This is a genomic window from Paenarthrobacter nitroguajacolicus (assembly GCF_029952445.1).
GTDB lineage: Bacteria > Actinomycetota > Actinomycetes > Actinomycetales > Micrococcaceae > Arthrobacter > Arthrobacter nitroguajacolicus_B.
The window spans coordinates 24,876-44,629 of the sequence record NZ_JAQPPK010000019.1 but is presented as its reverse complement, the minus strand read 5'-3'; the positions used below and the strand labels follow the sequence as shown (position 1 = coordinate 44,629).

Sequence of the window (19,754 nt, the reverse complement as noted above, 5' to 3'; positions counted from 1 at the left end):
TCTTTGTGAATTTCTGTGACTCCTGCCATATAAGCGGCCGGGCGTAGGGTCGGCACCTAGAATTGAAGTCTGCGCGCCCCCAAACAGCGGCGTGGCTCACTGCTTCGGAAGGGCTCACGGTGTCCAACTCAGCCGCAACCACCCCCAATCGTCCGCTTCGCGTCGCTATCGTCGGCGCAGGTCCTGCCGGTGTTTACGCCGCGGATATCCTGACCAAGTCCAACGAGGTCAAAGACGGGCATGTTGAAGTGAGCATCGACCTCTTTGAGGCCTATCCCGCGCCCTACGGACTGATTCGCTACGGCGTGGCCCCGGACCATCCGCGCATCAAGGGCATCGTGAACGCGCTCCATAAGGTGCTGGACCGTGGGGATATCCGTTTCCTGGGCAACGTCACCTATGGCAGGGACCTGACCCTCCACGATTTCCGTGCCTTCTATGACGCCGTGATCTTCTCCACCGGGGCCATCAAGGACGCAGACCTGAACATTCCGGGCATCGGCCTGGAAGGGTCCTTTGGCGGAGCGGACTTTGTCTCCTGGTACGACGGACATCCGGACGTTCCCCGCGAATGGCCGCTGGACGCCAAGGAAATCGCGGTGATCGGCAACGGCAACGTGGCCTTGGACGTTGCGCGCATGCTGGTCAAGCACCCCGAAGAGCTGTTGGTCACCGAGATCCCGGACAACGTCTATGCCGGCCTCAAGAACTCTCCTGTTACGGATGTCCACGTGTTCGGCCGCCGGGGTCCCGCCCAGGTGAAGTTCACGCCGCTGGAGTTGCGCGAACTGTCGCACTGCAAGGACGTGGACATCGTGCTTTACCCGGAGGACTTCGAATTCGACGAAGCCTCGGACGAGGCCATCCGCTCCAACAACCAGATCAAGACCATGGTGAACACCATGACCAACTGGCTGGTGGAGGAGCACGCTGAAGCCGAGCAGCCGTCCTCCCGCCGACTGCACCTGCACTTCCTGCACAGCCCGGTGGAGATCGTGGACTCGCCGGAAACACCGGGCAAGGTTTCCGGGATCAAGTTCGAGCGCATGCAGCTGGACGGCACTGGGAACGTCAAGGGAACCGGCGAGTTCATCGAATACCCGGTCCAGTCGGTGTACCGGGCAATTGGCTACCACGGGTCCCCGCTGGAGGAGCTGCCGTACGACGCCCGCCGCGGTGTCATACCGAACGACGGCGGTCGCGTCCTGGGTGCCGACGGCGAACCCGTACCGGGAATCTATGCCACGGGCTGGATCAAGCGTGGACCGGTGGGGTTGATTGGTCACACCAAGGGCGATGCCCTGGAGACCATTGGCTGCCTCCTCGAAGACCGGCTCGCCCTGCCCCCGGCCGAGAACCCGGACCCGCAGGCGATCATCGACCTCCTGGAAGAACGCGGCGTCGAATACACCACGTGGGAAGGCTGGAATCGCCTGGACGCCCACGAAGCAGGGCTTGGCACGGCGTGGTCGGCTTCCGGGGAAAACCCGAACGGCGTGGTCCGCGAACGCATCAAGGTTGTTCCGCGCGAGGAAATGATCCGGATCTCCCGCGGCTGAGAGTTTTTGTACAGCCAATGCGCTTATTCGGCCGCCTTAGGGCCGTCAGCTGTACAAAAACTCCATCTTGCGAACTAGACTTCTCGGTACTGTGACGCCGAAACGCACTGACGCCCGAAACGCGCTGACGCCCACGAACGCACAGTACCCAGGGAGTTCTTGTGAGGAAGCCAATCCATCCAGTGGTTCCAGGCGCTGACGCCGCGGAGCTGCTTCAGAAGCATGCCTTGGCCGGCCACGAACATTTGGAGGCATGGCGCCCTGGAACCACCGGGGAGATCTCCGGCCTTCGCCGCCTGGTCCACGAGTCCTGGCAGCGTTCGGCCAGCCTGAAGGCCAATCCCGACGTCCCCGAAGCGCCCCTGGCCATGGATCGGGACGAGCTGGAGGACTACCGCCGGCAGCACCCCTTGGCAACCATCATGCCCGTGATCAGGAAACTGCTGGTGCAACCCAGCCATGACAGCGGATTGCTGGTGGCAGTGGGCGACGACGTCGGGCGGCTTTTGTGGGTTGATGGCGATCCCGTAATGCAACGGCGGGCCGAAGGCATGATGTTCGTGGCCGGCGCCGATTGGTCCGAAGCCTCCGTTGGCACCAGCGCCCCGGGTACGGCCTTGGCACTGGATCGCAGCATCCAGATTTCCGGTGCCGAGCATTTCAAACGCTCCGTCCACCCCTGGAGCTGCACCGCAGTTCCCTTCCACGATCCCGATTCCGGCGCGGTGCTGGGCGTCGTCGACATCACCGGCACCGAAACGGCAGTGGCCCCGCACACCTTGTCCCTGGTGGAGGCAACGGTCGCCGCCGCACAGGCGCAGTTACGCATCGAACGGTTGCAGCTCGCCGCCGTCGTTCGGGAAAAACCACGACGACGGAGCACGGCCGCCGCTTCCAGCCACGCTTTGTACCGCAACAGCCTGCAGTTGCTGGGCCGCGACCAGGCTTTGTTGAGCATCGATGGCCGGACGGTCTCCCTATCGGCACGGCACAGCGAGATCCTGGCCATCCTGGGCAACCATCCGGACGGTCTCAGCGCCGACGACCTCTGTGCCCAGCTCTACCCCGGCGACGGATCTTCCGTGACGCTCCGGGCGGAGATGGTACGCCTCCGCAAGGTCATCCAGGAGCTCAGCCCCGACGCAGTCCCCGAGTCACGTCCGTACCGGCTGCCCGTGGAGCTGCTCCCGGATTCGGGCCAGGTGCTGAGCTGCCTGCAGCGCGGTGCCCATCGCATTGCCCTGGAAATCTACAAAGGTGCGCTTTTGCCGCGGTCGGAGGCGCCCGGCGTCGTGGAGTTGCGTGAGCGGGTTTCGCATTTGTTGCGCGAGGCGCTGCTCAGCGACGGCAGCGTTGATTCGCTACTCAAGTACGCGGAACTGCCTGAGGCGAAGTACGACATCGAGCTCCGCCTTGCCGTCCTGAAGCTGCTGCCGCCCCGCTCACCCAGGCGGGCCGCCGTCGTGGCCGACCTTGAACGGATCGACGTTGAGCTGAAAGCGTGAGCTGACTCACACCGTTGCAACGTAGCTGCAACCTCCCCGCTCCTAGTCTCGAATCAATGGCGACAGCCACCGTGATTCGCAGCAAAGGAGCTAGCAATGACCGTTTATGCACAGCCGGGTGCCGAAGGTTCGAAGGTCACTTTCAAGGACCGCTACGAGAACTGGATCGGCGGCGAATGGGTTGCCCCGGTCAAGGGCGCCTACTTTGAGAACATCACCCCCGTCACGGGCAAGCCGTTCTGCGAAGTTGCCCGGGGTACGTCCGAGGACATTGAGCTGGCCCTGGACGCCGCCCACAAGGTAGCGCCGTCCTGGGGGAAGACGTCCGCCACCGAACGTGCTGCCATCCTGAACAAGATCGCCGACCGCATCGACGAGAACGTTGAGCTCCTGGCCGTCGCCGAGACCTGGGACAACGGCAAGCCTGTCCGCGAAACCCTCAACGCCGACATCCCGCTGGCCGCCGACCACTTCCGCTACTTCGCCTCGGCCGTGCGTGCGCAGGAAGGCCACCTGTCCCAGCTGGACGAGGACACCACCGCGTACCACTTCAAGGAGCCGCTGGGCGTTGTTGGCCAGATCATTCCGTGGAACTTCCCCATCCTCATGGCAGTGTGGAAGCTTGCACCGGCGCTCGCCGCCGGCAATGCGGTTGTGCTAAAGCCGGCCGAGCAGACGCCGACCTCCATCCTGGTCCTCATGGAACTCATCGGCGACCTCCTGCCCGCCGGTGTGGTGAACGTGGTCAACGGTTTCGGCGTGGAAGCCGGCAAGCCGTTGGCTTCCAGCCCCCGTATCCGCAAGATCGCCTTCACCGGTGAGACCACTACGGGCCGCTTGATCAGCCAGTACGCTTCCAACAACCTCATTCCTGTCACCCTGGAACTTGGCGGGAAGAGCCCGAACATCTTCTTCGACGACGTCGCCGACCAGAATGACGCTTTCTACGACAAAGCCCAGGAAGGCTTCACGCTTTTCGCCTTCAACCAAGGCGAAGTCTGCACCTGCCCGTCCCGCGCACTGGTCCAGGAAGGCATCTACGACTCCTTCATGGCCGACGTCACGGCCCGCACCAACAAGATCATCCAGGGCAACCCCCTGGACACGGACACCCAGGTCGGCGCCCAGGCGTCCAACGACCAGTTGGAGAAGATCCTGTCCTACATCGACATCGGAAAGCAGGAAGGCGCCAAGGTCCTGACCGGTGGAGCGCGGGCCGAGCTGTCCGGCGACCTCGCAGGCGGCTACTACGTCCAGCCCACGATCTTCGAAGGCCACAACCGGATGCGGATCTTCCAGGAGGAGATCTTCGGGCCCGTAGTGTCCGTCACCAAGTTCAGTGACTACAACGACGCCATCGGGATCGCCAACGACACCCTTTACGGGCTTGGCGCCGGCGTCTGGTCACGCAACGGAAATGTCGCCTACCGCGCAGGCCGGGAAATCCAGGCCGGCCGCGTGTGGGTCAACAACTACCACGCCTACCCGGCAGGAGCCGCCTTCGGTGGCTACAAGTCCTCAGGCATTGGCCGTGAAAACCACGCCATGATGCTGGACCACTACCAGCAGACCAAGAACCTCCTGGTCAGCTACAACGAGAACAAGCTCGGCTTCTTCTAGGAGTTTTTGAACAGATCAAAGGAGATCGTCAATGTCCAACACCATGCAAGCAGCAGTAGTTACGGAATTCGGAACCGACCTGAAGGTCATGGACGTAGAACGCCCGACGCCGGGTCCCGGCCAGGCGCTGGTCCGCCTCATTACCTCGGGGGTCTGTCATACCGACCTCCACGCCGCCGAAGGCGACTGGCCGGTCAAGCCCACACCTCCTTTCGTTCCCGGGCATGAAGGGGTGGGCGAAGTGGTGGCTTTGGGCGAGGGGGTCACCGACGTTGCGGTGGGTGACCTCGTGGGCAATGCGTGGCTCTGGTCCGCCTGTGGAGACTGCCAATATTGCCGGACCGGGTGGGAAACCCTGTGCGAGTCACAGCAGAACGGTGGCTACAGCGTGGATGGTTCCTTCGGCGAGTACATGCTGGTGGACACGCGCTTTGCTGCCCGTATTCCGGCAGGTTCAGACCCAGTAGAAGTCGCGCCGGTGCTGTGTGCCGGCGTTACGGTCTACAAAGGCCTGAAGATGACCGAGGCCAAGCCCGGACAATGGGTCACCATCTCCGGTATCGGTGGCCTGGGACATATCGCGGTGCAGTACGCGGTGGCAATGGGCCTTCGCGTGGCAGCGGTGGACATCGCTGACGACAAGTTGGCGCTGGCCCGCGAACACGGCGCGGAGCTCACGGTCAATGCACTGCATGAGGATCCGGCTGAGGTGATCCAACGGGAAACGGGCGGCTGCCATGGTGTCCTGGTCACCGCGGTCCATCCCTCGGCCTTCGGCCAAGCGATCGGCATGGCACGTCGCGGCGGAACCATTGTGTTCAACGGATTGCCGCCGGGTGACTTCCCGGCGCCGATCTTCGAGATTGTCCTCAAAGGCCTCACAGTCCGAGGTTCGATTGTGGGAACACGTCAGGACCTTGAGGAAGCACTGGAGTTCTACGCCCAGGGAAAGATCAAGCCAACGGTCTCCACCAGGGAACTCTCCGAGGTCAACGCGGTCTTTGACGAGATGAAACACGCCAAAATCGACGGCCGAGTGGTCCTGAAGTTCTGATGTCCAACTCTGCATTGGAAGCCGCGGTGACCTTGCCCGGGGAAGATTTCTCCCGGGTGGCGCTCACCGCGGCCTCCGTGGACCTTCTTGGCACCCTGTGGGAGCGGCACGGGCCCCTCATGTTCCACCAGTCCGGAGGCTGCTGCGATGGCTCCGCGCCCATGTGCTATCCGGCAGGGGAGTTCCTGACGGGGGACTCGGATGTCCTTCTTGGCCGGTTCAACCTCGGGACGGATCACGAGCCAAAGCCCCTGGAGTTCTGGATGTCCAGGGAACAGTTCAATTACTGGTCCCACACGCACCTGACCGTGGATGTTGTTGCCGGGCGCGGCAGCGGCTTTTCCGTGGAAGCGCCGGAGGGCAAACGGTTCCTGATCCGCTCAACGCTCATGGACTGGGACGTGCCAAGCATTTAGTGGGTTGGCTGGTGTGACGGGGGTAACCCGCCTTCGTCACACCAGCCACAGCTGTAACGGGACTTGCGGAGTCGTCTCACTATCTGGGATAAATATGGCCGTCCATTGGCCGGACACTATTCTTGATGAGTCCTATACCACCCCCCTCCAGAATGTGGCATTTTTATGAACATTTTCAGGACCAAGTCGATTGAGCAGTCGATCGCCGATTCCGACGAACCTGGTCGCAAGCTCAAGCGCAGCCTGAGCACGTGGGACCTCATGATCATGGGCGTCGCCGTTGCTGTCGGCGCCGGGATCTTCTCGGTGGGCGCCAAGGCTGCTGCAAACTTTGCCGGCCCTGCCGTGACCCTTTCCTTTGCCATCGCCGCAGTCACCTGCGCTCTGGCCATCATGTGCTACGCCGAGTTCGCGACCGCGATCCCTGTGGCCGGTTCCGCTTACGTGTTCACGTACGCCACCATGGGCGAGGTCCTGGCATGGATCATCGGTTGGAACCTCATCCTTGAACTCTTCACGGCCGCCGCGGTCATCGCCAAGTACTGGGGGATCTACCTCAGTACCGTCTTTGGCCTGATGGGCGTGGAAATGCCGCCATCGGTCAGTGTGTTCGGCGTTGACCTCTACTGGGGCGCCTTCCTGATTGTCGCGATCTTCACCGTGCTCCTGGTGCTGGGGACAAAGTTGTCCGCCCGCGTTGGCAACGTCTTCACGATGATCAAGATCGCCGTAGTGCTGTTCGTGATCGTGGTGGGCTTCAGTTACGTGAAGTTCTCCAACTACACACCGTTCGTTCCTGCTTCAGAACCGACCGCCGGCGCGGGTGCGGCTGATGTCATGAAGCAGTCCTTCTTCGGCTTCCTCACCGGCGCTGCACCGGCCCAGTACGGAACCCTCGGCATCTTCGCAGGCGCGGCCCTGGTCTTCTTCGCCTTCATCGGCTTTGACGTGGTGGCCACGTCCGCTGAAGAGGTCAAGAACCCACAGAAGACCCTGCCGCGGGGCATCTTTGGCGGCCTTGCCCTGGTGACTTTGCTCTACATCCTGGTTTCCCTGGCCCTCACCGGAATGGTGTCCTACACGCAGTTGGCCGAGGTCAAGAACCCCACGCTGACTACCGCTTTTGAAGCCGTGGGCAACACCGACGCCGCAAAAGTCATCGCCTTTGGCTCGTTGGTGGGCCTGACGACGGTGATCATGGTGCTCCTCATGGGCCTGTCCCGCGTGGTCCTCGCCATGAGCCGGGACGGGCTGCTGCCGCGTTCCCTGTCCAAGACCAGCGAGAAGCGCTCAACACCCGCCCGTCTGCAGATCATCTGCGGTGCTGCTGTTGCCGTAGTGGCGGGCGTGACCAAGGTTGACCTCCTGGAGGAAATGATCAACATTGGAACGCTCTCCGCATTCGTGATGGTCAGCCTGGGCATCCTGGTGCTTCGCAAGAAGCGTCCCGACCTCAAGCCCGCCTTCCGCGTTCCGTTCGGCAAGGTCCTCCCGTGGGTATCCGCAGTCCTGTGCGTTTACCTCATGACCAACCTGGCCGTGGAAACCTGGATCTTCTTCGCGATCTGGCTTGTCATCGGCATGGTCATCTACTTCTCCTACGGCCAGCGCCACTCACGGCTCAACGAGAAGTTCGCTTCAGCCAAGGCCTCGGTCAACGGTGCTCCCGAAAGCGGCAAAGCCGACGGCGACGAGGACGAAGACAGCTTCACGAAGGTCTGATCGCCGTGCAGGTGCGATAAGGCACGTGCGATAGCCAAACCTTGCCTGCCTGTCAGACAGCTGACCGCATTTGGGCCGAGAGGGCGCCCGGGAACCACTGGTTTCCGGGCGTCTTCCGTATCCAAAGCAACTTCGAGCGCCTGGCCCTCACGGCGCCGCGTGCTCACCAACCCACTCCACCAGGGGCCTCAGTACCTCCCACCGGGAAGCGATCTCGTCCTTGGCCGCGGCGGTGGACAACCAGCCGGGTTGGCCGACTTCGACACCCGCCGACAGCGACTTGTGCTTGAGCAGTTCCGCCCGGGGATGGTCTTTGTCGAAACCGCGGGGAACGGTCTTGAGTTTCTCGCCTTCAATGGCGAAGCCGGCACCCGCAACGGCGTCGATAATCTCCTGCAGCTTCAGGCCACTCTCCGGAGCATCCACTGCTGCCCGGAAACGGGTAAGTTGTGCCGGAGTGTGGGAATGGTAGCCGCCGCCTATCAACAGGCCGTCAGCGCTGATTTGCACGTAGTATCCAACCCCCTCCTGCGTGGCAGCGAAGGCGCCTTGCGCTGTCTTGTAAGGCGACTTGTCCTGGGAGAACCTGATGTCCCGGTTGGGGCGGAAGATCTTTGCCGGCCCGAACCGTGGCTCCAACTCCGCAAGGAGGGCTGACAGCGGTTCTTTGACCTCGGCGTCGTACGTTGTTTTATGCTCCAGCCACCACTCACGGTTGTTGTTCTCTTCAAGGTCCTCGTAGAAGCGGAAGGCGGCGGCCTGGATGCCTTTGAATGTGTCCATACAGGGATCCTAGGGAGCCGGACGCGGGCGCAGCCATAGCTGGGGGCTGCTATGTGGAAACATCCGGCTATGTGGAAAACAAAGAACACCCCGCCGCGGTGTAAATCCGCAGCGGGGTGTTCCCATGAATGCTTGAAAGCAAACGACGCTTAGAGCTTGTTGGCTGCTTCGGCGTCGGACTCGCTCTGGCCGGCGCCGAGGTTGGCGCGCAGCTTCGAGCCGAGGTCGGCGTCAACGTTCGTCCAGTACTGGATGGCGCGTTCCTTGATGTCGGCGTTCTTCACGCCGCCAACGGCACCGGTGATGGTGTCCAGGAGGCGTGCCTTTGCCGCGTCGTCGTAAACCTCGCGGTACAGCGTGCCGGCCTGGCCGAAGTCGTCGTCCTCAGCGTGCAGGGTGTGGGCGGAGAGGGTGAGCTCGCCGTCGTTCTCCCAGCCACCTGCGGGCGAGGTGGGCTCAACAGCAGCCGGGCCACCAACGGAGTTCGGTGCGTAGACCGGGGTGCTGGGGGAGTTGAACAGGAAGCGTCCCTGTCCATCCTGGCTGTAGTTGTTGACCTGGTTCTTGGGCTGGTTCACCGGGATCTGGGCGTGGTTGGTGCCCACGCGGTAGCGGTGTGCATCGGCGTAGGAGAAGATGCGGGCCTGCAGCATCTTGTCCGGGGAAGCAGCGATGCCCGGAACGAAGTTCGACGGCGCGAAGGTGGCCTGCTCGATCTGCGCGAAGTAGTTCTCCGGGTTCTTGTTCAGCTCCATGGTGCCCACGTGGATCAGCGGGTAGTCAGAGTGCGGCCACACCTTGGTGAGGTCGAACGGGTTGAAGCGGTAGGTCTTGGCGTCCTCGTAGGGCATGACCTGGACGTGCAGCTCCCACGACGGGAAGTTGCCATCGGCAATGTTCTCCTGGAGGTCGCGGATGTAGAAGTCTGCATCCGAACCGGCCAGCTCTTCAGCCTGGTCACCGGTGATGGTCTTGACGCCCTGGTTGGACTTGAAGTGGTACTTGACCCAGAAACGCTCGCCGGCGGCGTTGATCCACTGGTAGGTGTGCGAGCCGTAGCCCTGCATTTCACGCCAGGATGCCGGCAGCCCGCGGTCACCCATGAGCCAGGTGACCTGGTGTGCGGACTCGGGGGAGAGGGTCCAGAAGTCCCACTGCATGTCGGCGTCGCGCAGGTGGCTGCCCGGGAGGCGCTTCTGCGAGTGGATGAAGTCCGGGAACTTGATGCCGTCGCGGATGAAGAAGACCGGGGTGTTGTTGCCCACGAGGTCGTAGTTGCCCTCGGAGGTGTAGAACTTCACGGCGAAACCGCGGGGGTCGCGCCAGGTGTCGGGGGAGCCATTCTCGCCTGCAACAGAGGAGAAGCGGATCAGCATGTCGGTCTCGACGCCCGGCTGCAGGAAGGCGGCCTTGGTGTAGGCGGACACGTCAGAGGTGGTCTTGAAGGTACCAAAAGCGCCGCCACCCTTTGCGTGTACTACGCGCTCCGGGACCCGCTCGCGGTTGAACTGTGCGAGCTTTTCCACCAGGTAGTGGTCGGTGAGGATGATGGCACCGTCAGCGCCGACGGACTTCGAGTGCGCGTCGGACGTAACGGGGGCACCTGACTGAGTTGTTGAAATGGCAGTCATTGTTCTCCTTTTTCCTATTTCTGAGTTACGGAAGTGTTTACGGGAAGCTGTTGTTTGGCCTGGCAGTCCTGGCAGATGCCCTGATAGAGGACGTCTGCGATCTGGATGGTCATGGGCTTGGAATTTTCATTCCAGTGCGGGGTGAGGCACGGTGCGTGTCCCACTGCGCAGTCCACGTCCTCCACCTTGCTGCAGCTGATGCAGACGGCGTGGTGGTGGTTGTCGCCAACCCGGGTCTCATAGAGCGCCGGGGAGTGCGGGGGTTCAAACCTGTTCAGCATCTGCAGGTCCGTGAGATCGCTGAGTACTACGTAAACGGACTGCGCCGTCAGTTCAGGAAGTTCTTGGCGGGCAGCGGCAAGGATGCCTTCTGCCGGGGAATGCGGATTGTGCTGGACCGCGGCCAGTACTGCCAGCCGCTGCTTGGTCACACGCCTGCCGTGGGCATGCAGGGCCGCAGCCCATGCTTGCTGTTCAGCAGTGTGATCTGTCATGCATTCATTCAAACACTTATTTTGACAAGTTCACAATAAGGCAAGGCTAACTTCCGGTGAACGAATTAGATCCACCAGCGGGTTCACGTCTTCCGCGGCCGAGCGGCCCAGCGCATGGATCCGCAAAGGACTCCCTGGGGAACCCGACTCAAGGGCGATGCAACTGAAGCCGCTGACTCCGCGGGAGAATGGCAGCGCGCCCAAGGATGCAGCGATCGCGAGGAGCTCGGACGGCAGGACATCCCGGACTGAGGACACGCCCCTGACAAGCTCCATCACGGTATGGCGAGCCCCCGCAGGGATCGTCCGTACCAGCCGGGCCGGGTCGAAGGAAGGCTCGACGGCGGCCTCCGCCGCAGGTTCGGACGCCAGGACAGCCTCGGGCCGGCCACGACGCAGGGCGTCACGAATCGCTTGGTCGGTCGCCTCCAGTTCCGACTCCGGCAGTGCCGCACGGCGGTGGGCGGGCAGCGAAAGCTGGAGTCCCGGCGTCGTGCTTTCTCCTTCCCAACGCCCAAAAAGGTGGAACGTGGGCGTTGACGATTCCGCTACCGGTTCGCCCAGCCCAGCGCCCAATGGGTGCCACTGGTGCGCGAACATGAGGGCGCACCGCTCGGCGCCAAGGACTTTTGAAAGGGCTGTGCGTGCCAGGTTGTGGCAATAAAGCCAGTCCGCTGCCGACGGGAGTGCGAAGTCAGTGGAGGGATCGGAAAGCCGGATCACCACGTGCCCGGCAGTGAGGGGGTGACGTGGCCGGGCAATTTCCCAAAAGCCCGAACGGTACAGCAATCGTCGTGTCATGGCCGTGTCAACTCCTTCCCCGGGGTGAGCCTACCAAGCTGTGGCGCTGGTTAGGGTTGGACGGTGGCGAAACTACTGGCAGATATCACCCCGCTCAGGGAGAGTCCGGCTTTTCGCCGGCTTTGGCTGGGCGCATCGGTCGCGGCCATTGGGACGCAGCTGACCCTGGTGGCCGTCAGCCTGGAGGTCTACCGGCTCACCCAGGAGAGCCTCTATGTGGGGCTCCTGGGCATCTTCGCGCTGGTTCCCCTGGTGATCGCGGGCCTCTACGGCGGCTCAATTTCCGATGCCTACGACCGCCGGAAAGTAGCTCTGATTGCCTCATTTGTCTTGTGGGCAACCACCGCCGGGCTGGCGCTGCAGGCGTGGCTGGAAATCGGCAACATTTGGGTCCTCTACGCCCTTGTAGCCATCCAAAGCGGTGCGCAGGGCATCAACGGCCCGGCCCGGAGCGCCATCATTCCACTCCTGGTCCGCAAGGAGCTGTTGCCCGCCGCCAATGCGCTGAGCATGCTGACGTTCGGCCTCTCGATGACCGCCGGACCGCTGCTCGCAGGCGTGCTCGTGGCCACCATCGGCTTCGGATGGACCTACACCATTGATGTCATCAGCTTCACTTTCGCACTCTGGGGGCTGTTCAGGCTTCCGCCATTGCCGCCCTCCAAGGACGCCGTTCGCCCAGGTTTCCGGTCGGTAGTGGAGGGCTTCCGTTTCCTGGGCGGCAGGCCCAACGTCCGCATGACCTTCATCATCGACCTCATCGCCATGATCTGCGCACAGCCCCGGGCCCTGATGCCAGCCATTGGGGCGGTCATGATCGGCGGAGGCGAAACCACAGTGGGTGTTCTGCTCGCCTCAACGGCTGTGGGAGCGTTCCTCGCAGGCCTCTTCTCGGGACCGCTTGGCCGGGTCCGGCGTCAGGGCAGTGCGGTGGTGTGGTCGGTGATGGGTTGGGGTGCCTCGATTGCCGGTTTCGGCCTCGTGGTGCTCCTGGCCGGTGATTCGGGCCGCCAAGGCACCACGTTATGGCTCATACCCGCGGCGTTCTGCTGCGCGCTGGCGGGTATCTCGGATTCAGTGAGCGCTGTCTTCCGCACCACCATCCTCCAGGCCGCCACCCCCGACCACCTGCGTGGACGTCTGCAAGGGGTGTTCATAGTGGTGGTGGCTGGTGGGCCCCGTGTGGGCGACATGCTGGCAGGTGGAGTAACCAAATTCCTTAGCGAGGGCGGTGTGCTGCTGCTCGGGGGAATACTGTGCATAGTCCTGGCGTGGCTCGCATCCCGCCTCCAACCAGGCTTCGTTGCCTACGATTCCAAGCATCCGGTGCCCTGACCGGCCCGGCACCCCGCGTAACCCAAGTAACGGAACATGGGGACCGGCGTCGGCGTTAAACCGTACAGAAGCCCTGCAAGAGCGTAAGAAGGAGAGCCGGAACACCGTGCATAAACACAACAATGGACTCAAAACCGCGGCACTGTTCGGTGTGCTGTGGGCGGTGTTGTTGGGTTTGGGCGCCATTATTGCCGCAGGAACCCGGAGTACCGCGCCCATCTGGATCATGGCCTTGATTGGCGTCGGCACCACTGCGTATGGCTACTGGAACAGTGACAAGATCGCCATCCGGTCCATGGCTGCGTACCCGGTCACCGAGGCCCAGGCTCCGCAGCTCTACCAGATCGTCCGGGAGCTGTCCGTGCGGGCCAACAAGCCGATGCCGCGGATTTATCTCTCGCCCACCATGACGCCCAACGCCTTCGCCACCGGCCGCAATCCCAAGAACGCCGCCGTGTGTTGCACGGAGGGCATCCTGCATCTCCTGGACGCGCGGGAACTCAGGGGCGTGCTGGGGCACGAGCTCATGCATGTGTACAACCGCGACATCCTGACGTCCTCGGTGGCCGCTGCCGTGGCAGGCGTCATCACGTCCGTGGGCCAGATGCTGCTGATCTTCGGCGGCGGTGACCGGCGCAACGCGAATCCGCTGGCCACCATCGCCATGGCGTTGCTGGCACCCTTTGCAGCCTCGCTCATTCAGATGGCGATCTCCCGCACCCGCGAATTCGACGCGGACGAGGACGGCGCCGAGCTCACCGGCGACCCGCTGGCTCTGGCCTCGGCGTTGCGCAAGATCGAATCCGGGGTGGGCCAGTTGCCTCTTCCCCAGGACCAACGCTTGGTTAACGCCTCCCACCTCATGATCGCCAACCCGTTCCGTGGTGGCGGCATGAGGCGGATGTTTTCCACGCACCCGCCCATGAAGGAACGCATCAGCCGGCTGGAGCGGATGGCAGGACGCCCGCTGGTTTAGTCCCTGCGCTGGTTTAGACCCTGCGCTCGAAGCCTTACAAAGCCCAAATCCGGCTCAGGCGAACAGTCCCTCGCCTATGTACCCGCCGGCCTGAACTCCCGGAGGAACCGCGAACAGGCCCGAACCGGTGTGCTTCAGGTACTCCACTGACAACGTGTCGCCCTTGGCCAATGCCAGCTGCATGGGGACATAGTGGGTCCGCGGATCCTTCACGAAGGCGATGAAGAACAGCCCGGCGTCCAGGTGTCCCAAGCCATCCGAGCCATCGGTGAAGTTGTAGCCGCGACGCAGCATCCGCACGCCGTTGTTCTGGTCCGGGTGGGCCAGCCGCATGTGCGAGTCCATGGGAATCAATGGGTCGCCGTTGCGCCCGGCCATGGCAAAGTCAGGTGTGCTGAACTCGTCACCGCCGGACAGGGGAGCACCGACGCCCTTGGTACGGCCGATCAGCCCCTCCTGTTCCCGCAGCGAGGTACGGTCCCAGATTTCGATGTGCATCTGGATCCGACGGGCAACCAAGTAGCTTCCGCCGGTCATCCACTGTTCCGCTGCAGGAGCACCCGGAGCAACCCAGACGTGCTCGTCAAGCAGGGCGTTGTCCTCCACTTTGAGGTTGTTGGTGCCGTCCTTGAAACCGAACAGGTTGCGGGGCGTCACCTGCGCCCTGGACGTTGATGATGTGCGGCCGAAACCGAGCTGGGACCAACGGACCCGGACCTTGCCGAATCCGATCCTTGCCAGGTTCCGGATGGCGTGGACCGCCACTTGGGGGTCGTCCGCGCAGGCTTGGACAACGATGTCGCCGCCTGTGCGCCCGGGCTGAAGGTCGTCACCTGGGAAATGGGGAAGATCTATCAAGGCTTCCGGGCGGCGCCCGTCCAGGCCGAACCGGACCTTGCCTTCTTTTTCGAACAATCCGGCACCAAAGCCAAACGTCAGGGTCAACTTTGACGCTGCCAGGTCCAAAGCCTCGCCAGTGTCCTCCGGCGGGGCGTCGTAAGGACCATCGACGGCGCCGGTCTTGCCAGTTGGATTCCCGCCAGCCATCGCCTCTGCTGCGGCCGTCCAGTCCTTAAGGAGCTTGATCAGTTCCTTTCGGTCCTCGGTAGTCACATCGAAGGCCGCCATGTGAAGACGGTCCTGGGCAGGTGTCGTGATGCCTGCCTGGTGATCGCCAAAGAACGGAACCACCGCATCCCCGGCGGACGGTACAGCTGCCGACGCTGCCGTTGCCGTCACTACATCGTGGCCCAGGAAACCGGCAGCCAGGCCGGCAACGGCTCCGGCGCCACCCACGCCAGCCAGGGAGAGCAGGCCGCGGCGCGACATCCGCCCGGTGCCGGTAGCAGCGGCAGCCGCCGTACCGCCGTCGGACGCCTCTTGGGACTTTACGACGCCGTTCGGCTCACTGGAACGCTCGACGCCGTCCGGCTCACCGGTGTGCCCGAAGGGGCAGCCGCTCACAGGACTACAGCCGAGGTGAGCTTGGAGAGGGGCTCACCCAGCGAGTCGACCAGTGACGCCAAAGCCTGGACCTGCTCCGGGCTGAGCTCGTTGTAGTACGCGAAGCCGTCACCCTTTGCGTGCTTCTTCAGCTCCGCCTGCAGTGCCGCGAACTTGTCATCCAAGGACTTGGAGAGCTCGGCGTCCTTCTGTTCCAGGGCGGGCTTCAGGCTCTCGAAGGCGATGCGGGCGCCGTCGACGTTGGCCTGGAAGTCCCAGAGGTCGGTGTGCGACCAGATTTCTTCTTCACCCGTGACCTTGCCGGTGGCCACTTCATCCAGGAGTTCCTTGGCGCCATTGCCCAGCTTGTCCGCGGTGAGCTCCACGGTGCGGGTGCGGGTGGCGAGGTCCTCGGTATCGGCCACCAACTGCGTGGAGATGGCAGTGCGCTCGGCGGCGGTCAGGGCCGTGTAGCCGGCAGGCGGGAAGAGGTCCTTCTCGGCGCGGTGCCAGCCCGTCCATTCCTGTCCGGGCTCAAGGTCGGCTTCGCGGGCATCGAGCTTGGGGTCGAGGTCGCCGAAGGACTCGGCTACGGGTTCGATCCGCTCCCAGTGCATGCGGGTTGCGGCGTAGAGCTCGCGTGCCTTGGCGGCATCGCCGGCAGCGAAGGCGTCAGCGAAGGCCTTGGTTCCGGTGACGAGCTGCTCGGTCTGGTCCTTGACGTAGGCGGCGTACTGCTGGGTGCCCGTGTCCAGGAGCTTCTGGAAATCGGCGTCGACGCTGGGCTTGTTGCCCGATTCGGTGACCTCGAAGGAAGCACGGATGCCGTCGCCCTGCATTCCGGGCTTGCACGCGGTGTTGTACTTGCCGGCCGGTGCCGTGACCACCAAGTTGCGGGTGATGCCGGGCCCGATGTTCTCCACTTCGCCCAGGATCCGCAGGCCGTCCTCTGCCAGCAGGTAGAACTCGGTGACTTCAGTGCCCTCGTTCTTCACGGCAAAGGTGAGGTTGCCGCTCGGCGCCGTGGCCGCGGATACCTTGCACTCGTTTGCCGTGCTGCTGACCTGGATCGGACCGTCAGCGGCGGCGGTGGTCTTGGTGTTGTCGGTGCAACCGGAAAGGACCAGCGGGACAGCCGTGGCCGCGCCAATCACGGCAAGGGTTGTTCGAAGCTTCGGTGAAACGGGCATGGGTGAATCCTTTGTCTGGGAAGAAGCGCGTTGGGGGGCCGGGGATCCGGCGGAGAAGGCCTTAGGGCTGTGCCACCACAGCAGGAGCTGAAATGGTGCTGGTGGCCTTGGGTCGGGCGGAACGGTTGGCGCGGATGTACAGGTACAGCACGGGGACCACGTACAGCAGCCAGGCTGCCGCTTCCAGCCACGTGGTGGCGGGGGAGAAGTTGAGGGTGCCCTTCAGGACGGTGCCGTACCAGGACGACGGCGGGATGGCGGCTGAGACGTCGAAGGCAAGGTTGTGAAGACCCGGGAGGATGCCGGCTTCCTGGAGGTCGTGGACGCCGTAGGCCAGCACTCCGCCGGCAATGACGATCAGGCCCACTCCGGTCCATGTGAAGAAGCGGCCCAGGTTGACCTTCAGGACTCCCCGGTGCAGCAAATATCCCAGTCCGGCAGCTGCTACCAGGCCGAGCAAGGCGCCGAGCAGTGGAAGGGTGGTTTCTCCGGTCGCTTGGGCCGCAGCCCAGATGAAGAGCGCGGTTTCGAGCCCTTCCCGGCCCACGGCGAGTGCCGCCACCAGCACGAGGCCCCATGCGGCGCCGTCGGCCGCTTTGTCCACCTGGGAGCGGAGTTCGCCGCCGAGGCTGCGGGCGGTGCGGGCCATCCAGAAGACCATCCACGTCACCAGTGCCACCGCAACGATGGAGAGTCCACCGCCGATTGCTTCCTGTGCCTCGAAAGTGAGGCCGCGGGGGCCGAAGGTCAGCAGTGCGCCGAAGCCGAAGGAGATGGCTATGGCAATGCCTACCCCGATCCAAAGGCGGGGAATGAGGTTCCGGCGCCCGGTCTTGATGAGGTAGGCCATCAGCAGGACCACGATGAGGGAGGCCTCAAGGCCTTCGCGCAGGCCGATCAGGAAGTTGGCGGTCATGGAGAGTTCTTTCGCTAAGGGGAGCCGTACTTAGGCTCGCCTAAGGAAGAAGAATACTGTGCCTTGGCTATTACGCAAACTAATCGTGCTCTAATTTGGCGGTCCATTACGACAGTCGCTGTAGTTACGGGCAGCAAAAAGCCGGGATGCGAAGCCCTCCAGAGGCACGCATCCCGGCTTTTGTGCCGCCGGGGCGCGGGAGCGCCGGACCCGAAGGGCACCAAGGAATCCCGGCCGGCTTTCTGGGCGGTAAAAATGTGGAGGCGCCTCTTACCCGGCGAGGCGTTCCACGAGGTATCGGTTCAGTGAAACCCCCTGCTCCTGGGCGAGAATGACCAACTGGCGATGCTTTGCGGGAGAAACGCGAACTCGGAGATTTCCACTGAACTCCCGTTCAACCAACGGAACGGGTACTTGCTCACCCTCGTTGATCATGTCTTCTACTACTTCGTTGACCAACTTCTCCAGCCCGTGCAGTGCCTTGTCCTTGTCGGCAGCCAGCCAGGAGAGCGACGGGAACTCGGTAACCTGCGCTACGTACTCCTCGTCCTCAGGGGACCAGGTCACGGTGTAGCGGTAGTGCGCCACCTTCGGTACTTCAGTTGTCGCCATCATTGCCCGCCTCCTCTACCTCTCTGAGCCTGTCGATTGCCGCTAATAGCTGCCGCACTTGGTACGGCTTCGCTTTGCCGTGATCGTCTTGGATGTTCACCCGGGGGTCGCCTTGACAGGGCGTCTTGAAGACGTAATGGCTGCTGCCTGAGTTGCGGGGTTCCCCGAAATAGTTCGTCGCGAGCTTTGCCAGGTCCGCGAAGTTTATGTTCTTCGGAGAATTGCGGGCTGCGGCTTCTATGTCCTCAACTCAGACCATAAACAATGGTCACACTATTGGGACCATTTGGACAAGCCGCCCAAGCCACAATTTGGTATCGCAGGGGCTCCGTGTCGTGATCTGTTTGCCGGCGCCCGGTGGTGACGTAAAACGAGGACCGCAGGATCAATGCTGATCATTGCGGTCCTCGGAGATTTTGCGGACTCTGCGCGGACTTCGGGGGCGGGCGCCCAGCAATCACGCGGCCAGAGCGCCGTTAGCTGCGGAAGTTCACGAACTGGAGGTCGGCCTCTTCGAACTTCTTTAGGATGTTCATGGTTTCCTGAAGGTCGTCACGGGACTTGGACGTCACGCGGAGCTCGTCGCCCTGGATCTGCGACTTGACTGACTTGGGGGCTTCATCGCGGATGATCTTGTTGATCTTCTTGGCGATGTCCTGGGCGATGCCCTCCTTGATGGTGCACTCCAGGCGGAATTCCTTGCCGGACGGGAACGGCTCACCCTGGTCCAGGGACTTCAGGGAGATGCCGCGCTTGATGAGCTTCGACTGGAAGACGTCCAGGACCGCCAGGACGCGGTCCTCGGAGTTGGCCTTCATCAGGATCTTCTCGCCGCTGAAGTCGATCTCCGCGCCCACGCCCTTGAAGTCGTATCGCTGCGCGATTTCCTTCTGGGACTGGTTCAGCGCGTTGGCGACCTCTTGCTTGTCTACCTTGCTGACGACGTCGAATGTGGATTCGCCTGCCATGACTCTCCTTAGGTTGGGGGCCCTGTGAGGGCGGGTTGGGTCTGGCATCCAGCCTAGTACGGAAGCCGCCACTTGGGATGGTGGAGGGCTTTCACAGTTCGCTCACAGCACACGCAGGGCGGGAACCGAGGTAGGGCGCCGAGAGTTGTACCAGTTGAAAGAACGTATCGTCGGAGGATCAGCATGAGCAGCAAGGCCGTCCAGTCCATCAGCAAGTCCGCCTCGGCAGCAGCCGGTTCGATTGGCACGGCTGCGGTAGCGGCCGCAAGCGCAGTGGCGGCGGCAGCGGTGGCGGCCTCGATCGTGCTGAGCCCGGTTCCCGACGCCACCGCACGCATGGACGGGGTCCACGCGGATCTCCTGCGGGCCGTGCAGCTCAACCAGATCACCGCCGAGCAGGCGGAAAAGTTTGAGGCCAAATTGGCCGGCCGGATCCTCGGAGAAGCCTGAAATACCGCGAAACCCCGGGCGTTTGCCGCCGATTAGATTCTTGGTGGAAAGTTCTGTAAGGTTGTCTCTGCCTTCGGTTACCGGATCGAAAGAAAATGGTCTTCCGGAAGTGATCTTCTTTTGAAGTTCGGCAGATTACCCGAGCGGCCAAAGGGGGCTGACTGTAAATCAGCTGGCAACGCCTACGGGGGTTCGAATCCCTCATCTGCCACCCAGGAAAAATCCCCGGAACCAATGGTTCCGGGGATTTTTTTGTGCGCTGGGCGGCGCGGTGTGGCC

At 62.9% G+C, this 19,754-nt stretch carries 18 protein-coding genes and 1 tRNA gene; 10 read left to right on the top strand and 9 right to left on the bottom strand.

Annotated elements, in window-relative coordinates; all coding sequences use genetic code 11:
* Positions 1-119 precede the first annotated feature (119 nt).
* From PJL15_RS14770 to PJL15_RS14745, 6 genes are all read left to right on the top strand, one after another.
* Positions 120-1,559: an FAD-dependent oxidoreductase gene (locus tag PJL15_RS14770; protein ID WP_281451899.1), complete on the top strand. Its 1,440-nt coding sequence runs from the start codon at positions 120-122 to the stop codon at positions 1,557-1,559.
* A 161-nt stretch (positions 1,560-1,720) separates the two neighbouring features.
* Entirely contained in the window at positions 1,721-3,064 is a 1,344-nt protein-coding gene (locus tag PJL15_RS14765) for a helix-turn-helix domain-containing protein (protein ID WP_281451898.1), read from the top strand.
* Between the two features lie 96 nt (positions 3,065-3,160).
* On the top strand, positions 3,161-4,684 hold the full coding sequence (gene exaC, locus PJL15_RS14760; RefSeq protein ID WP_281451897.1) for an acetaldehyde dehydrogenase ExaC: 1,524 nt from the start codon (positions 3,161-3,163) through the stop codon (positions 4,682-4,684).
* Between the two features lie 31 nt (positions 4,685-4,715).
* Entirely contained in the window at positions 4,716-5,738 is a 1,023-nt protein-coding gene (gene adhP, locus PJL15_RS14755; protein WP_281451896.1) for an alcohol dehydrogenase AdhP, read from the top strand.
* A complete protein-coding gene (locus tag PJL15_RS14750; protein WP_281451895.1) occupies positions 5,738-6,154 on the top strand; it encodes a DUF779 domain-containing protein in 417 nt (138 codons plus the stop codon). The genes adhP and PJL15_RS14750 overlap by 1 nt, the downstream gene beginning before the upstream one ends.
* 165 nt (positions 6,155-6,319) lie before the next feature.
* Positions 6,320-7,876 carry an APC family permease gene (locus tag PJL15_RS14745; protein ID WP_281451894.1) on the top strand — a complete coding sequence of 519 codons (1,557 nt, stop codon included), beginning with the start codon at positions 6,320-6,322 and terminating at the stop codon, positions 7,874-7,876.
* 147 nt (positions 7,877-8,023) lie between these two features.
* Here PJL15_RS14745 and PJL15_RS14740 read toward each other — a convergent pair whose 3' ends face one another.
* The 4 genes from PJL15_RS14740 to PJL15_RS14725 all read right to left on the bottom strand — a co-directional run bounded on the left by PJL15_RS14740 (position 8,024) and on the right by PJL15_RS14725 (position 11,585).
* Positions 8,024-8,659, bottom strand: a complete 636-nt coding sequence (locus PJL15_RS14740) for a DUF2461 domain-containing protein (protein ID WP_281451893.1) — start codon at positions 8,657-8,659, stop codon at positions 8,024-8,026.
* Positions 8,660-8,808: 149 nt separating this feature from the next.
* Positions 8,809-10,290 (bottom strand): catalase, encoded by a 1,482-nt coding sequence (locus PJL15_RS14735; protein WP_281451892.1) that lies wholly within the window; start codon positions 10,288-10,290, stop codon positions 8,809-8,811.
* A 14-nt stretch (positions 10,291-10,304) separates the two neighbouring features.
* On the bottom strand, positions 10,305-10,784 hold the full coding sequence (locus PJL15_RS14730; RefSeq protein WP_281451891.1) for a Fur family transcriptional regulator: 480 nt from the start codon (positions 10,782-10,784) through the stop codon (positions 10,305-10,307).
* A gap of 30 nt (positions 10,785-10,814) precedes the next feature.
* Complete coding sequence (locus PJL15_RS14725; RefSeq protein ID WP_281451890.1) at positions 10,815-11,585, bottom strand: hypothetical protein; 771 nt, start codon at positions 11,583-11,585, stop codon at positions 10,815-10,817.
* A 63-nt stretch (positions 11,586-11,648) separates the two neighbouring features.
* Between PJL15_RS14725 and PJL15_RS14720 the strand changes: the two genes are divergently transcribed.
* Both PJL15_RS14720 and htpX read left to right on the top strand, forming a co-directional pair.
* The gene (locus PJL15_RS14720; protein ID WP_281451889.1) at positions 11,649-12,920 is read left to right on the top strand and encodes an MFS transporter; all 1,272 of its coding nucleotides are present in this window, start codon (positions 11,649-11,651) and stop codon (positions 12,918-12,920) included.
* A 106-nt stretch (positions 12,921-13,026) separates the two neighbouring features.
* Positions 13,027-13,896: a zinc metalloprotease HtpX gene (htpX, locus tag PJL15_RS14715; protein WP_281451888.1), complete on the top strand. Its 870-nt coding sequence runs from the start codon at positions 13,027-13,029 to the stop codon at positions 13,894-13,896.
* A gap of 54 nt (positions 13,897-13,950) precedes the next feature.
* Here htpX and efeB read toward each other — a convergent pair whose 3' ends face one another.
* The 5 genes from efeB to PJL15_RS14690 form a co-directional block, all read right to left on the bottom strand.
* Complete coding sequence (efeB, locus tag PJL15_RS14710) at positions 13,951-15,360, bottom strand: iron uptake transporter deferrochelatase/peroxidase subunit (protein WP_281451887.1); 1,410 nt, start codon at positions 15,358-15,360, stop codon at positions 13,951-13,953.
* On the bottom strand, positions 15,357-16,529 hold the full coding sequence (gene efeO, locus PJL15_RS14705; protein ID WP_281451886.1) for an iron uptake system protein EfeO: 1,173 nt from the start codon (positions 16,527-16,529) through the stop codon (positions 15,357-15,359). The genes efeB and efeO overlap by 4 nt, the downstream gene beginning before the upstream one ends.
* A gap of 61 nt (positions 16,530-16,590) precedes the next feature.
* On the bottom strand, positions 16,591-17,445 hold the full coding sequence (gene efeU, locus PJL15_RS14700; protein WP_281451885.1) for an iron uptake transporter permease EfeU: 855 nt from the start codon (positions 17,443-17,445) through the stop codon (positions 16,591-16,593).
* Positions 17,446-17,715: 270 nt separating this feature from the next.
* A complete protein-coding gene (locus PJL15_RS14695; RefSeq protein WP_348651492.1) occupies positions 17,716-18,060 on the bottom strand; it encodes a type II toxin-antitoxin system HicB family antitoxin in 345 nt (114 codons plus the stop codon).
* 473 nt (positions 18,061-18,533) lie between these two features.
* Positions 18,534-19,025, bottom strand: coding sequence for a YajQ family cyclic di-GMP-binding protein (locus PJL15_RS14690; RefSeq protein ID WP_017200185.1), 492 nt, complete (start codon positions 19,023-19,025; stop codon positions 18,534-18,536).
* Between the two features lie 183 nt (positions 19,026-19,208).
* On the opposite strand from PJL15_RS14690, the gene PJL15_RS14685 reads away from it, so the two are divergent.
* Positions 19,209-19,475, top strand: a complete 267-nt coding sequence (locus PJL15_RS14685; protein WP_054808617.1) for a hypothetical protein — start codon at positions 19,209-19,211, stop codon at positions 19,473-19,475.
* Positions 19,476-19,604: 129 nt separating this feature from the next.
* Positions 19,605-19,686, top strand: a tRNA-Tyr gene (locus tag PJL15_RS14680).
* The last annotated feature ends 68 nt before the right edge of the window (positions 19,687-19,754 follow it).